The sequence below is a fragment of the Natronoarchaeum rubrum genome, assembly GCF_024494695.1.
Window position 1 is genome coordinate 58,710 of the sequence record NZ_JANHDP010000004.1, and the last position, 13,584, is coordinate 72,293.

11 protein-coding genes are annotated in these 13,584 nt (G+C 67.4%); 1 reads left to right on the forward strand and 10 read right to left on the reverse strand.

Features of this window, described 5'->3' with window-relative positions:
- Nucleotides 1-55: 55 nt before the first annotated feature.
- From NO931_RS10970 to NO931_RS10980, 3 genes are all read right to left on the reverse strand, one after another.
- The gene (locus tag NO931_RS10970) at nucleotides 56-703 is read right to left on the reverse strand and encodes an AIR carboxylase family protein (protein WP_256392378.1); all 648 of its coding nucleotides are present in this window, start codon (nucleotides 701-703) and stop codon (nucleotides 56-58) included.
- A gap of 85 nt (nucleotides 704-788) precedes the next feature.
- The gene (gene ddfA / locus NO931_RS10975) at nucleotides 789-1,100 is read right to left on the reverse strand and encodes a DdfA family disk-determining factor (RefSeq protein WP_256392379.1); all 312 of its coding nucleotides are present in this window, start codon (nucleotides 1,098-1,100) and stop codon (nucleotides 789-791) included.
- A gap of 188 nt (nucleotides 1,101-1,288) precedes the next feature.
- A complete protein-coding gene (locus NO931_RS10980; protein WP_256392380.1) occupies nucleotides 1,289-2,458 on the reverse strand; it encodes a 5-(carboxyamino)imidazole ribonucleotide synthase in 1,170 nt (389 codons plus the stop codon).
- A gap of 178 nt (nucleotides 2,459-2,636) precedes the next feature.
- On the opposite strand from NO931_RS10980, the gene NO931_RS10985 reads away from it, so the two are divergent.
- The gene (locus NO931_RS10985) at nucleotides 2,637-5,312 is read left to right on the forward strand and encodes a methyl-accepting chemotaxis protein (RefSeq protein WP_256392381.1); all 2,676 of its coding nucleotides are present in this window, start codon (nucleotides 2,637-2,639) and stop codon (nucleotides 5,310-5,312) included.
- A 14-nt stretch (nucleotides 5,313-5,326) separates the two neighbouring features.
- Here the strand turns inward: NO931_RS10985 and NO931_RS10990 are convergent, their stop codons facing one another.
- The 7 genes from NO931_RS10990 to cheY are packed head-to-tail and all read right to left on the reverse strand — an operon-like array spanning nucleotide 5,327 to nucleotide 13,558.
- Complete coding sequence (locus NO931_RS10990) at nucleotides 5,327-6,130, reverse strand: CheR family methyltransferase (RefSeq protein ID WP_256392382.1); 804 nt, start codon at nucleotides 6,128-6,130, stop codon at nucleotides 5,327-5,329.
- Nucleotides 6,127-6,648, reverse strand: a complete 522-nt coding sequence (locus NO931_RS10995) for a chemotaxis protein CheD (RefSeq protein WP_256392383.1) — start codon at nucleotides 6,646-6,648, stop codon at nucleotides 6,127-6,129. The genes NO931_RS10990 and NO931_RS10995 overlap by 4 nt, the downstream gene beginning before the upstream one ends.
- Complete coding sequence (locus NO931_RS11000; RefSeq protein ID WP_256392384.1) at nucleotides 6,645-7,913, reverse strand: chemotaxis protein CheC; 1,269 nt, start codon at nucleotides 7,911-7,913, stop codon at nucleotides 6,645-6,647. The genes NO931_RS10995 and NO931_RS11000 overlap by 4 nt, the downstream gene beginning before the upstream one ends.
- 7 nt (nucleotides 7,914-7,920) lie before the next feature.
- Nucleotides 7,921-8,526: a chemotaxis protein CheC gene (locus NO931_RS11005; protein ID WP_256392385.1), complete on the reverse strand. Its 606-nt coding sequence runs from the start codon at nucleotides 8,524-8,526 to the stop codon at nucleotides 7,921-7,923.
- Nucleotides 8,527-8,536: 10 nt separating this feature from the next.
- On the reverse strand, nucleotides 8,537-12,052 hold the full coding sequence (locus NO931_RS11010; protein ID WP_256392386.1) for an Hpt domain-containing protein: 3,516 nt from the start codon (nucleotides 12,050-12,052) through the stop codon (nucleotides 8,537-8,539).
- Entirely contained in the window at nucleotides 12,045-13,199 is a 1,155-nt protein-coding gene (gene cheB, locus NO931_RS11015; protein WP_256392387.1) for a chemotaxis-specific protein-glutamate methyltransferase CheB, read from the reverse strand. The genes NO931_RS11010 and cheB overlap by 8 nt, the downstream gene beginning before the upstream one ends.
- On the reverse strand, nucleotides 13,196-13,558 hold the full coding sequence (gene cheY / locus NO931_RS11020) for a chemotaxis protein CheY (RefSeq protein ID WP_097009074.1): 363 nt from the start codon (nucleotides 13,556-13,558) through the stop codon (nucleotides 13,196-13,198). Before cheY ends, cheB begins: the two co-directional genes overlap by 4 nt.
- Nucleotides 13,559-13,584 lie beyond the last annotated feature (26 nt).

The following is a 13,584-nucleotide window of genomic DNA, read 5'->3' on the forward strand; positions in this document are numbered from 1 at the left end:
GGGCGACGCCGAAACGTCGGTCCGCTCACCTGTGGACTGCCGCCGACGAGTCCAGTTACTCCCGGCGCTCGCGGAACGCCGGCGTCCCGAGCTCGTGGAGCTCCCGCGAGACGACGCCGACGTCGTCCTGCAGCCCCTCGTGGTACTCGACGAGCCGCTCCCGAACCTCCTCGTGTTCGCGCGCGAGGATCTGGGCGGCCGACAGCGCCGCGTTGAACGACTTCCCGGCGTCGACAGCCGTCAGCGGCGCGCCCTGGGGCATCCCGATCACCGAGTCGACCGACTTCTCCTGAACGGGGACGCCGATCACCGGCAGGGGGTACGCGATTGAGGCGGTCATGTTCGGCAGGTCGGCGGACTTCCCGCCCGCGCCGGCGATGATCACGTCGATCCCCCGGTCGGCGGCGGTCTCGCCGTACGCGTACATCAGTTCCGGCGTCCGGTGGGCCGACACGACGAACGTCTCGAACGTAAAGCGGCTTTCCGGCGGGTCGTCGTAGTCGGTCTGCTCCTCGAAGCCGAGTTCGTCGACGAACGCGTCGTACGCGCCGGGTCGGCCCTCCTCACTACCGGCCATCACGTCGAGGTCGGAGTCGCTGCCCATGATGATCCCGACGTCCGGCGTCGTCTCGGGATCGCGCTCCTGTTCGGCCTGAGCTTCGAGCTCGTCGATCAGCGCCTCGACTTCCTCGGATCCGGTCATACGGGAGAGAACGGACAACCGGTCAATGTACGTTTTGGGTTCGATCGATCAGCGGGCTCGGCGCCGCGGTCCGCCATTTCGTCGCTCAACAGTCCGGTGACAGTGACGTGCCGTCGACGACCGTCGACTCGCGTGCGTCGATCGGCTCCGGGGTGACCCTGACGCTGCCGTCGCCGCGGACCGTCACGCCACAGCCCGCGTACGCGAACTCCACGCGGGGCCCCTCGGCGTCGCGATCACAGAGCGCTTCGAGCGCATCGGGGTCGACGACATCGTACAGCGGCGGGAGATCGACCGCGGCGGTTCCGGTGACGTCAGTGGTCGCCTCGACGATCCGTTCGGTGAGGCCGGCTGCGTGGGTGTCGCGATCGACGTCGGTGGAAGCGTTGAGTGTCACGAACAGTCGTACACCGTCGTCGGGCAAGGGCGTTGCACCTACATCTACACCCCCGGCGCTCGATCGAGGCTATCAGTCTAGGCCCGGCGCCGCGCCCGTTCGAAAAATTGCCGCGAAGCGGCGTCCCGCAAACGAACGCTCGGGGTTCGTCGGAGCAGTCCAGCGGACGATCTCCGGCCGATCGTCGATCAGTCCCGATCGGAGAACGTCGTGGAGTCGCGGAGCTCGCGAGCGCGGTTCAGGAGACCGTCGACGGACGCCTCGTCGTCGCCGGTCAGCGTCACGTGGCCCATCTTCCGGAGCGGGCGGACGTCGCGCTTGCCGTACCAGTGCAGTGCGGCCCGCGGCGTCGCCAGCACCTCGTCGACGCCGCGCAACTCGGCGGCCCGAGTCTCGTCGACGTCGCCCAGCAGGTTCGTCGTCACCGTCGGCGAGCGCAGCGCGGCCGATCCCAGCGGTCGCCCGGTCACCGCTCGGACGTGCTGTTCGAACTGCGACGTGACGGCGCCTTCGATCGTCCAGTGGCCCGAGTTGTGCGGGCGCGGTGCAATCTCGTTGACGAGAATCTCGTCGTCGGAGCTCTGGAACAGCTCGATGCCGTAGACGCCCCGGCCGTCCATCAGTTCGAGAACGTCCGTCGCGACATCGTGTGCTCGCTCCCGAACGTCTTCGCTTGCGCGCGCGGGAACGACCGTCTCTCGGAGGATCTCCTCGCGGTGGACGTTCTCGCCGACGGGAAAGGTTGCGACTTCGTCGTCGCCCGTGACGCCGATGACGGATAACTCGCGCTCGTAGTCGACGAACGCCTCGACCATCGCGTCGCCGCCGATTTCGTCGAGCACCGTTTCGGCGTCCTCGGGCGACTCGATCGGGGCGTTCCCCCGGCCGTCGTAGCCCCCTTCGCGGGCTTTCACCATCGCGGGCGTCCCAAGCTCGTCGAGGGCGTCGCGCAGCTCGTCGGCGTCGTCGACCGCGCGGTACTCCGGGACCGGGATGCCCGCGTCGACCAGCGCGTCCTTCTGGACGAGCTTGTCCTGGATCGTGCGCAGCGTGTCCGGCGAGGGATGGACCGGAACGCCGGTTTCCGATTGCACCCGGTCCAGCAGCTCCGGGTCGGCCAGCTCGATCTCGAACGTGATGAAGTCCGAGCGTTCGGCCAGTTCGAGCACGGCGTCGGCGTCGTCGAACTCGCCGACGATCTGGTCGCGACAGACCGGCGCGGCCGGACAGTCCGGCGTGGGATCGAGCACGACCAGTTCGACGCCGAGCGGGCCGGCCGCCTCCGCGAGCATCCGTCCGAGCTGTCCGCCGCCGACGACGCCGAGCGTCGGGCCGGGTGTGGAGAGTGGTGTCGCCATCTTGGCGAGACGTTTCTTTCACCTGCGCTTAAGAATTGCCAACTCGCGCTCGCGAGTCGAGGGCGTTAATCGCTCGAACGTTCGAAGAACGAGTTCTTCGTTTATCAACTAACTATAATAATACACCGATCATGTCGATACCCGAGTTACTTTATATTATAATTCTGTCTCACAGGGTATGCTGGGGAAGACTCGTCATCTCGTACCGGGGGTCGTCAGGCGGAGTTACGCCGCGAAGTTCGGGATCGCATTGTTGATACTTGGGATCCTGGTCGGCGGCATCGGGATCACCGCGACGCAGGCGATCGAATCCGGCGTTGCGGAGGACACTAACGAGGACTACGCTACGATGGCGGCTCAGGAGGCGAGCGCACTGGAATCGTGGAACGACAAGCAACGCCTGGTCGCGGGCATGATGAGCGAGTCCGCGATCGTCCGGAGCGGCGAGATTGAGCAGATCGGCCCGTACCTGAACCGCTGGCAGAGCGAACTCAACGGGCGGAGCGAGGGGGCGCAGGGGAACTACGCGCACGCGATCCACTACGTCGATACCGGCGACGGTCAGATACTGGCAAGCACGGGCGGCTCTGCCGGCGAGTCGGTCTCGGCGCTCCAGATCCCGGAAGCTGACCAGGAGGTGCTCACTGGGGATCCCCCGATCGAGGAGACCTACACGACGGAGCCGTACAAGATCGGAAGCGAAGACGCCGCCGGCACGCCGGTCGTCTCCCACATTCGCGGGATCGCGGGTGATTCGGACCGCGCGATCGTCTACACGGTCGATCTCACCTCCTACTCCGCGAACTTCCAGAGCAACGGCCAGACCACGACCACGATGGTGGTCGACGGCTCGAACCGGATCGCCCTCGACGACCTCTACTTCGGCGGCGAAAACGAGCTCTTCCTCCAGGCCTACGACGGCAACGGCGATCTCGCCGCCGCCGCGCGGGAGGCCGGCCCGGCGAACCCGCAGGCCCAGCGGATCGACGAGAACCCTCAGGGAGCGCTCGCGAACGACATCTACGGCTTCCCCGCCGAGTCCTACGTCGTCGGCGCCGCGCAGGTCGAGGGGACCGACTGGGTCGTCCTCGTCCACGAACCGGTCAGCGCCGCCTACGGCTTCGTCAACGCGGTTTCGACCTACGGCGTCTGGATCACGGGAGCGGTCGTCCTGCTGATCGGGCTCGTCGGTGCGGTGCTGGGCCGGAACACCGCGGTGGCGATCGATCGACTCACTTCGAAGACCGAGGAGATGGAGGACGGCAATCTCGACGTCGAGTTCGAAACGAAGCGCGTCGACAGCATCGGTCGGCTGTACGACGGGTTCGCGAACATGCGCGACGCCCTGCGCGAGCAGATTCGCGAAGCCCAGAGCGCTCGTCAGGAGGCCGAAACCGCCCGCGCCGAGACCGAGCGCATGAACGACCACCTCGAAGCCAAGGCCGAGGAGTACCAGCAGGTCATGGAGTCGGCAGGGGACGGCGATCTCACGGCCAGAATGGATCCCGAGAGCGAAAACGAATCGATGGCACAGATCGGCCGCACGTTCAACGAGATGCTCGGTGAGCTTGAGACGACGACTGCCCGGCTGAAAGCGTTCGCCGGCGAGGTCGCGACGGCGTCCGAGCAGGTGACCGCCTCCAGCGAGGAGGTGCGCTCGGCCAGCGAGCAGGTGACCGAGTCGATCCAGGAGATTTCGGACGGCGCCGAACGCCAGAACGAGTCGCTCCAGGCCGTCTCCGACGAAATGGACGGCCTCTCGACGACCACCGAACAGATCGCCGCCTCCTCGAACGAGGTCGCCGATCTCGCGGCCCAGACCGCCCAGACGGGGCAGGAGGGTCGCGAAGCGGCCCAGCAGGCGATCGAGGGGATGAACTCGATCGAGGCAGAGAGCGAGGACGCGGTCGCCGAGATCGAGCAACTCCAAGAGGAGGTCGCCCAGATCGACGACCTGCTGGAGTTCATCACCGAGGTCGCCGAGCAGACGAACATGCTCGCGCTCAACGCCAACATCGAGGCCTCCCGCTCGGGCAGCGGGGAGTCGGGCGACGGGTTCGCCGTCGTCGCCGAGGAGGTCAAGGAACTGGCCGCCGACACCAAAGACGCCGCCGAAGACATCGAAGACCGGCTCGATCGGATCAAGGCCCAGACCGACACCACCGCCGAGGAAGTGCGCCGGACGTCCAGCGAGATCACCGAGCACACCGACTCGGTGCGCGAGGCCGCCGACGCGCTCGAAGAGATCGCCGGCTACGCTCAGGAGACCAACACCGGCGTCCAGGAGATCAGCGCGGCCACCCAGCAACAGGCCGCCTCGACTCAGGAGGTCGTCGCGATGGTCGACGAGGCCGCCACGATCAGCGAGGAGACGACCGCCGAGGCCGAGAACGTCGCCGCCGCCGCCGGGGAACAGACCACCGCGATGACGGAGGTGTCCGGCTCCGCGGCGTCGCTCTCACAGCAGGCCGCACAGCTCTCCGAAGCGCTCGACCGGTTCGATACCGACGCCGAAGCCGACGCGGGCGCTACCCGTAGCGCGCTACCCACGGACGGCCGATCCGACAGCACGAGTCCGGACGAGGAACTCGACGCGCTGACGGCCGAAGCGACGCGAGACGAGATGAACCGGGACGGAGCGATGCGAGACGAAGGAACTCAGGACGGGCTGCCGCGAAACGAGCAGTCCCAGGAATCCGGTGGCGAGTCATCGACGGACGCCGGATCTGGCGGTCCGGAGGGCGGTAGTTCGGACGACGCGGACAGCTCGGACGATGCAGACAGTTCGGACGACGATCAATCCGAGGAGGCCTTTACCTTCGGGTCGGCGGCACCCGACTCGGACGACACGTAGCTCGGCCGGACTCTTTACTCTCGTCGGTAGATCCGGAGTCGGCCGTCGAGAATAGTGAACTCGGACTTGAGGCCCGGCGGGATCGTCTCGGCCTTGCCGATGACGAGATACCCCCCGGGGCGCAGCGATTCAGAGATGGTCCGCAGGATCGACTGCTTGTACTCGTTGTCGATGTAGATAAAGAGGTTCCGGCAGATCACGAGATCGAAGCCGGACTTCGGTTCGCCGTTGATCAGGTCGTGGCGCTCGAACGCGACCATCTCCTTGACGGGATCGCGGATCTCGAAGCGCTCCCCGCTCTGGTCGACGTACCGGTGGTAGTTCGAGAGGAAGGTGAGCTGCTCGCCGACGTCGATGGTGCGGGTGCTTTCGTAGACGCCCTCGTTCGCGTCGTCCAGAGCCGCCTGGTTGATGTCGGTCGCCAGAATCGAGAGACGATCGCCCGCAGTGCGGGGGTCGTCGAGCCCGAGCATCGCCAGCGAGTACGGTTCGCGGCCGTCCGCGCAGGCGGCGCTCCAGGCGTGGATGCGCTCGCAGTCCTCGGAGAGGCTCCGCAGCACCGACCGGATTCCCTCCCAGACGTCTGGATTCCGGAAAAAGCCGGTGACGTTGATCGAGAGCGTGTCGAGCAGCTCTTGGCCCTCGTCGGGATCGTCCCGGAGAATGTCGAGGTACTCGGCGTAGTCGCCCGCGCCCGTTCGTCGCATCCGCGAGGAGAAGCGCCGCTGTAAGTAGCTATCGTTGTAGTGGCTCGTGGCGAACCCGAGGTTTTCCTCGATGTACGTCGTCAACCGATCGAACGCCTCGTCGTCGCTCACAGTTCCCTGACTTCCTGATCGCCGTCTGCGGTCTTGATCGAGAAGGCGCCGGTGTCGGTCTCGAACACCACGGTTCGGCCGCGCTGGCCACCGACCTCCTCGGCGACGATGGGGACGCCGAGCTTGTCGAGTTCCTCGCGCGCGGCGACGATGTTTCGCTGCCCGACGCCGTCGCCGAAGCTCTCGAAGTCGAACATGTCGCTGCCGCCCGCCACCTTCGCCTCGACGTCGGTGTAGCTCGCGCCCTTCTCGACCATCTGGCGCAGCATCGCGCGGACGGCCGTGTCGGCGAACTTGCCCGGCTTGTCCTCGCTGGCGTCGTTCGCGTCGCCGTCCGGCAGCATGATGTGTGCTAGCCCGCCGATCTCCGAGTCCTCGTCGTACAGTCCGACGGCGAGACACGAGCCGAGCCCGTAGGACTTGAGCGTCTGGCCGCTGTCGCTGACGACGAACTCCGAGATGCCGACGCGGATCGGATCCGGATCCGGTGCGCCCGGTTCGCTCCCGTACGTTTTCATGGGTCCGTCTCGATCTCCTCGATAGCGGCTTTCGTGGGTGCGTCCTCGATGCGGTTCATCGGCAGGTCGTTGATCGCGCGCTCGAGATCGGCCTCGTCGGGGATCGCGTAGATGTTGCAGTCGAACTCCCGGTCGGCGGCCTGCACGACTGTGTCGAACACGAACGCGAACTCCTGGTTCTCGCCGAGCTGGATCACGACGGGGTCGATCACGGCCGCGCCCATGTCGTGGATGTACTCGGGCGGCGAGTGGTCGATCGTCGTGTCGAGCACGTTCGCCCAGCCGTCCAAGAAGCCGCTGGCCATGATGTTGCCCAGCTCCTTGATCGCGCTCTGGCCCATCTGGCCGAACTCGTCGTCGGGCTCGTTGGGCACCATCGCGCGCACGATCTCTCGAGCCGAGGACTCGTCGAACAGGAACAGTAGATAGCCGCTCGGAGTCCCGTCGAACTCGAAGGCAACGCCGACGAGCTGCTCGTCGTCGATCTCCTCGGGCATGGCTTCCAGCGGGACGAAGTTGAGCCGGCGGATCTCGACGCTGGTGTCGATGCCGGTCAGCATCGTGACGTTGCTGGCCACCTCGTCGGCACCCCGCTGTGCGAGCCGATCGAACCCGGCGAGCTTGTCGTACTCGATGCCGGATTCGCCGTCGGCGCCTTGCCGTTCGAGCACCTCGGCCATCGCATCGTGTTCGGGGAACAGGTAGTAGCGGAACTCGATCTCCGTGTCGATCGCCTCGATCTGGCTCTGGAACAGCAGCGCTAGGTCGTCGGCGCCGGGCGTCGTGTCGACGTCGGCGAGGAACGCCTCGGCCGTGTCGCCTTCGACGAACTCCGGCGTCGCGACGTCGATCGCGGTGCCGAGCACGTCCGCCCAGCCGTCGATGAACCCGCTGTTCATGATCTGGCCGACCTCGGTGATCGTGCTCCGGTTCATTTCGTCGAACGCGTCGTCCGGGCCTTCGGGGAGCGACGGCGCGTCGTCGATCGTCGGCTGCAGCGTTTCGACGAGCCGGATCGCGCTCGCCCGATCGAAGACGATGACGGCGTGGCCGCCGAGCGCGCCGGATAGCTCGACACGGACGCCGACTTTCTTCGACTCGTCGGCGAGCTCTGCACGGATGTCCGACCCGCGCATGAAGTTGAGCTTCGTCACGCCGACGCGGGTGTCGACGCCGGTCAGGCGCGTGAGCCGCCCCGCGGCGAGCCCGGCGCCTTCCTGGGCCATCTGATAGAACGTTCCGAGTGCGTTAACATCTAGTTTCATACATCACCTAGGCGTAGGAGGTCTCGATGCTGTTGACCATCTCGACGAACTCCTGGAGGTCCGGGAACGCGTAGATCTCGGCCTCGATCTCGTAGCTGGGCACGTTCAGGCTGGAGTCGAAAAACAGCGCCAGATCCTCCTCGCCGAGCCCGGCCGTCCGGCCGACGATCTCCGCGGCCGGCGCGTACACGAGCTGTGGCGTCGCGATGTCGATCGTCGTGCCGAGCACGTCCGCCCAGCCGTCGATGAAGCCGCTGGCCATCATGTTGCCCAGCTCCTCGACGGCGCTTCTGGCCATCTCGCCGGACACGGAGGACATATCGTCGACCATGTCGTTGAGCATCAGCGCCGTGATCTTCTTGGCGCTCTGCTCGGGGAACAGGATGAGGATGTGCCCGTGGGGCGGCTCCATGAGCCGGACCCGGACGCCGACGCGCTTGCCGTCGTCGAGCTGCGAGGTCAGATCCTCGACGTCGATGAAGTTCGTCTTCGTCACCTCCATCTTCGCGTCTTCGCCCGTCAGCTTGCTCATGTTGTCGGCGACGCCGTTCGTGCCGACCTTCGCCATCTCGTTGATGAAGCTCAACTTCCGTATGTCGACCATCAGACTCATTGTATCACCATCATAGTGTTTCCACGTCCAGGATGTTCACGACGTCACCCTCGCCCAGCACGGTCGCCCCGCTGAGGCCCGGGATGTCCCCGAGGAACCCCTCGAACGGTTTGACCACGACTTCCTGCTGTCCGCGAATCTGGTCGCAGTGGAGCGCGACCGGGCGGACGTCGTCGCGAACTTTCACCGTCATGCCGTCGCCGTTGCGGCCGGTCTCGGGCGTCTCCAGGGCGTCGGCCAGCCGGATTAACGGGTAGCTCTCCTCACCCCGGGCGATCACTTCGCGCCCGTCTTCCGTCGAAACCGTGCCAGAGGGACCGATGTCCTCGACGACCTTGATCGGGATGCCGTACTCCTCGCCGCCGGATTCGACGAACAGGACGTCGGCGATCGCCACCGAGATCGGTACTCGGAGGCTGACCGTCGTCCCCTCGCCGACGTCGCTGTCGACCGACACCGAGCCGTCGAGGTCCTCGACCGTGCGAGCGACGACGTCCATTCCGACGCCGCGGCCGCTGACGTCGGTGACCTCCTCGCTGGTCGAGAAGCCCGAGTGGAACACGAGGTCGTACACTTCTTCGTCGTCCATCTCCAGCAGCTCCTCGTACTCGGCGATGCCTTCCTCGGCGGCCTCGTCGCGGATCGCGTCGACGTCGAGCCCGCGTCCGTCGTCTTCGATCTCGATGACGACCTCGTCGCGCTCGCGCCGGGCCCGGAGCTCGATCGTTCCCTCGGGGTCTTTGCCGGCCGCTTCGCGCTCCGCGGGCGGCTCGATCCCGTGGTCGATCGCGTTCCGGACCAGATGCATCAGCGGGTCGCCGATATCGTTGAGGATCGAGCGGTCGAGCTCGACGTCCTCGCCGTCCATCTCCAGGGCGACCTGCTTGTCCTGGTCGCGCGAGAGGTCCCGGACGAGCCGGGGGAGCTTGTTGGCCACGGTCTTGAGCGGGACGAGTCGCACGTCCATCACCGTGTCCTGCATCTCCGAAGTGATCGTCTCGAGTTCGTCGACCTCGCCCTCGATCACGGTCCGGGGCTCGTCGGCCTCGACGGCCCGCCGGAGGCGAGCGCGGGTCGTGACCAGCTCCTCGACGAGATTCATCAGGTCGTCGACCTGATCCACGTCGACCCGGATCGACTGGATCTCGTCGGCGCTGACGCCGGTGCCGGCGGCGGCCGACGGTGCGGACTCGGTGTCCGCCTCGTCGGTCGTCGGACTCGACGCCGCGGACCCGCCGGTCGCGTCGGTCGCGTCGGCTGTGTCCGCCTCGGTGTCGGTCGACGCGACGGCGTCGGCAGCATCGGTTTCGGCGTCCGCCGGTTCCGCGTCGCTGACCCCCGCGTCTGCGAGGTCGCCGTCTTCGGCGCCCGCGTCCACGGCGCCGGCCGATTCCGCGTCGACCGCCGCGTCGTCGGCCGCGTCCGCCTCGTCGGCGTCCGCGCCGTCGTCGGGCGTCGCCGCGTCGGCGCCGAACGTCGTGGTCTCGACCGAGGTATCGTCGGCTCCGCCGTCGTCGGCCTCGTCTTCCGTGTCGTCCAGCCCCATCGAGAGGTCGAGTTCGTCGGCCGTTCCGAACTCCTCGTCCTCGTCGGGACCGTCGGGGTCGCTGAAGTCGATGTCCTCGAACTGCCCCGCGCTGCTGAGCTCGACGCCCTCGTCGTCCGCGTCGCCGCTCTCGGCCGCACCGTCGGCGTCGGCACCGACGCCTTCGCTGCCGTCGCCGTCACTTTCCTCGGCGCTCGAACCGGCGTTCCCGTCGAACGGGTCGTCGAGTTCGAGTTCCGGCCCCTCGTCGGCGTCGTCGACCGTCGCGGACTCGCCGAACGAGATGTCGTCGAGGTCGTCGTCGGTGGCGCCCTCGTCGGACGTCTCGGTCGCGTCCTCCTCGGCCGGGGAGTCGTCGAGCGCGCCGTCGAGCGCGTCGCCGATGTCGGTCTCGTCGGCGTCGGACGCCGTCGCGTCGTCCGCTTCCGCGGACGCCGGTTCGTCGACAGACACCGGCTCGTCGCCGGAAACCGGTTCGTCAGCCGTCGCCGCGGACGCATCGTCTGCAGCTTGTTCGTCAGCCGTCGCCGCGGACGCGTCGTCCGCGGTCGGATCGTCGTCGACGTCCGCGGACGGCTCCGCGGCGACCGGCTCGTCGGCCGGGTCGTCCTCGACGCCAGCATCCGAACCGGCATCGTCGACGCCCTCGACCAACTCGTCGACCGACGGCTCGTCGGTCGGGTCGCCCTCGTCAGCCGGTTCGTCCTCGCCGATCAGTTCGCCGACCGACGGCTCGTCCGCGTCGCCGGCGCCGAACGGATCCTCCGACACCTCACCGGTTGCGAAGGGATCGTCGCCGCCGAGCTCGTCCTCGTCGAGCAGTTCGTCGAAGCCGACCTCGTCGTCGTCGAGTTCCTCGAACTCCAGTTCGGCGAGTTCGTCCTGAAGCTCGTCGAAGCCGACCGGATCGACCTCCTGTTTGAGCTCCTGGAACGTGTCCGACGCGTCGCCGTCGCCGGCGTCCGCGTCGGCGGGCTCGGCGTCCGCATCGTCCGCGGACGCCTCCGCGTCGTCGGCGTCACCGGCGTCGACCTCGTCGGGCGACGGCGCGTCGACGTCGACGTCGCCGACCTCGACGTCGTCGAACGTCCCCGCGTCGCCCAGATCGTCGAACCCTTCGACGTCGTCGACCTGCTCGACCATCTCGTCGAGATCGTCGTACTCGCTGAACTCGTCGAGCAGGTCGTCGACCTCCATATCGTCGGGATCGACGTCCGCGGCGGGCTCTTCGACAGCGGCGTCGGCGGGCTCGTCGGCCGTGGCGTCCTCGCGGTCGAGCCGGTCGGTCACCTCGGCGATGATCGCGTCCTCGACCGCGTCAACCGGGTCGAGCGCCGCGGAGATCGAGTTCTCCTGGACGGCGCTGGCGAACACGGCGTCGAAGCTGCCGCCGTAGTCGCCGTCGGCGATCTCCTCGGCCTCCGGAGCGGTTCCCAAGAGGTCGAACGCGTCTTCGAGCGCCTCGACGACGAGCATCCCCTGGGACTCCAGTTCCTCGGAGACGCCGAGCCGGACGTGGAACAGGTTGTGCGAGCCGTCCGCCGGCGCGCCCGCGGTTTCGACGAGCTCGTCGATTTCGCGGTCGCTGGGCTCGATCAGTCCCTCCGTCGCGGCCAGTTCCGCCCGGAGCCGATCGATCGTCTCGGTCGGATCGGTGCGGGGCTCGCCGTTCTCGGGCACCTCGTCGATCATCGCCTCGAGCTCGTCGACGCCCTCGAAGATCCGGTCCATCAGCTCCGGCGAAACTTCCAGCTGCCCGGAGCGGACGGCGTCGAGCAGATCCTCGAGGGCGTGAGCGAGATCGCTCGCGTCGGTAAAGCCCATCGCCCCGCAGTTGCCCTTCAGCGTGTGGGCCGTGCGGAAGATCTGCTCCATCGCCTCGTCGTCGTCGGGGGCCCGTTCCAGCGCGAGCAGCGCGTTGTTCAGCTCCGTGATGTTCTCCTCGCTCTCCTGAACGAACTCCCTGACGTACTCATCCATGCGTTTCCACCTCCGTCGAGAGCGCGTCGGTGATGCCGGCGGCGATCTCGCCGGCCGGCAGCACGCGGTCGACGTCGCCCGTCTCGATCGCCTGTCGCGGGATGCCGAAGACGGGGCTCGACGCCTCGTCCTGAGCGATCGTCGTCCCGCCGGCGGCCTTGATCGCGCTGATGCCGGCCGCGCCGTCCTTGCCCATGCCGGTCAGCGCGACGCCGACCAGCGGCGGGTCGACCCGCTCGGCCGCGGACCGCATCGTCACGTCGATCGCCGGGCGGACGCCGTGGACGCGCTCGTCCTCGGTGAGGCGCACGCGCAGGCGATCGCCCGACGCGTGGGCGACCTCCATGTGACGGTCGCCCCGTGCGATCAGCACTTCGCCGCCCGAGATCCGGTCGCCGTCGCTGGCTTCGCGAACGTCGTACTCGCACAGCTCGTCGAGTCGCGCGGCCAGCCTGTCGGTGAACTCCGCGGGCATGTGCTGGACGACCAGCACGCGCGCGTCGAGTTCGATCGGGAGATCGTACAGAATCCCCTCGACGATTTTCGGCCCGCCGGTGGAGGCCCCGACGACGATCGTGGGGTGCTCGTTGAACGAACCCTCGGCGGGGTCGATTCCCGCTGCGGGGTCGTCGGACGCCGTCGTCGCGGCGCCGCCGGAGGACCGGGGATCGGTCGTCCCGTCCGCCGATCGGTCCGCGGCGCCGGCCGAAGCGCGGTGAGCGGCCGCGGCGGCCCGCGAGGGCGCCAGCGTCGCCACGTCGGCGTCCGCGACGGCCTCGACGGTCTCGAGCAGGCGGTCTTTCAGCCCGGCGATGTCGGTCGATACTTCGCCGCTGGGTTTGGCGAGGAAGTCGACCGCGCCGCGCGCGAGCGCTTCCAGCGTCTCTTCTGCGCCCTCGCGCGTGTGCGCGCTCAACATGACGATGCGCGTCGGGTGCGTCGCCATGATCTCGCTGACGGCTTCGATGCCGTCCATCTCGGGCATCTGGACGTCCATCGTGACGACGTCGGGGTCGTGCTTCCGGACGGCCTCGACCGCCCGCCGGCCGTCGCTCGCGCGATGCACGTCGTAGCCGTGCTCGGCCAGGACGTTGCCGATGACCGTCCGCATGAACTGCGAGTCATCGACAACGAGTACGCTCGTCATGCCGGGACGACGTCCTTGAGCGCCTTGCGGACGCTCGGCTCCTCGAACGGCTTCGTCACGTACCCGTCGGCGCCGGCCTTGACGGCGAGTTTCATCTTCTCGCGCTGGCCGACGCTCGTGCACATGATGACCCGCGAGTCCGGGTCGAGTTTCTTGATCGCAGCCGTCGCCTTGATGCCGTTACATTTCGGCATCACGATGTCCATCATGACGATGTCCGGTTGCTGCTCTTTGTACAACTTGACCGCTTCCGCCCCGTTGGACGCCTCCCCTACGATGTCGTAGTCTTCTTCCAGAATCTGCCGTAGGAGATTCCGCATAAAATGAGAGTCGTCCACGATGAGCACCCCTGTCGACATTCAGTTGATACACCAACCACCGCTTG

Excerpts from the sequence above, each read along its gene's own strand:
- cheY (WP_097009074.1), bottom strand. The coding sequence starts at position 13,558 with ATGTCGACAGGGGTGCTCATCGTGGACGACTCTCATTTTATGCGGAAT.
- NO931_RS10980 (WP_256392380.1), bottom strand. The coding sequence starts at position 2,458 with ATGGCGACACCACTCTCCACACCCGGCCCGACGCTCGGCGTCGTCGGC.
- NO931_RS11005 (WP_256392385.1), bottom strand. The coding sequence starts at position 8,526 with ATGAGTCTGATGGTCGACATACGGAAGTTGAGCTTCATCAACGAGATG.
- NO931_RS10985 (WP_256392381.1), top strand. The coding sequence starts at position 2,637 with ATGCTGGGGAAGACTCGTCATCTCGTACCGGGGGTCGTCAGGCGGAGT.
- cheB (WP_256392387.1), bottom strand. The coding sequence starts at position 13,199 with ATGACGAGCGTACTCGTTGTCGATGACTCGCAGTTCATGCGGACGGTC.
- NO931_RS11010 (WP_256392386.1), bottom strand. The coding sequence starts at position 12,052 with ATGGATGAGTACGTCAGGGAGTTCGTTCAGGAGAGCGAGGAGAACATC.
- NO931_RS11000 (WP_256392384.1), bottom strand. The coding sequence starts at position 7,913 with ATGAAACTAGATGTTAACGCACTCGGAACGTTCTATCAGATGGCCCAG.
- NO931_RS10995 (WP_256392383.1), bottom strand. The coding sequence starts at position 6,648 with ATGAAAACGTACGGGAGCGAACCGGGCGCACCGGATCCGGATCCGATC.
- NO931_RS10970 (WP_256392378.1), bottom strand. The coding sequence starts at position 703 with ATGACCGGATCCGAGGAAGTCGAGGCGCTGATCGACGAGCTCGAAGCT.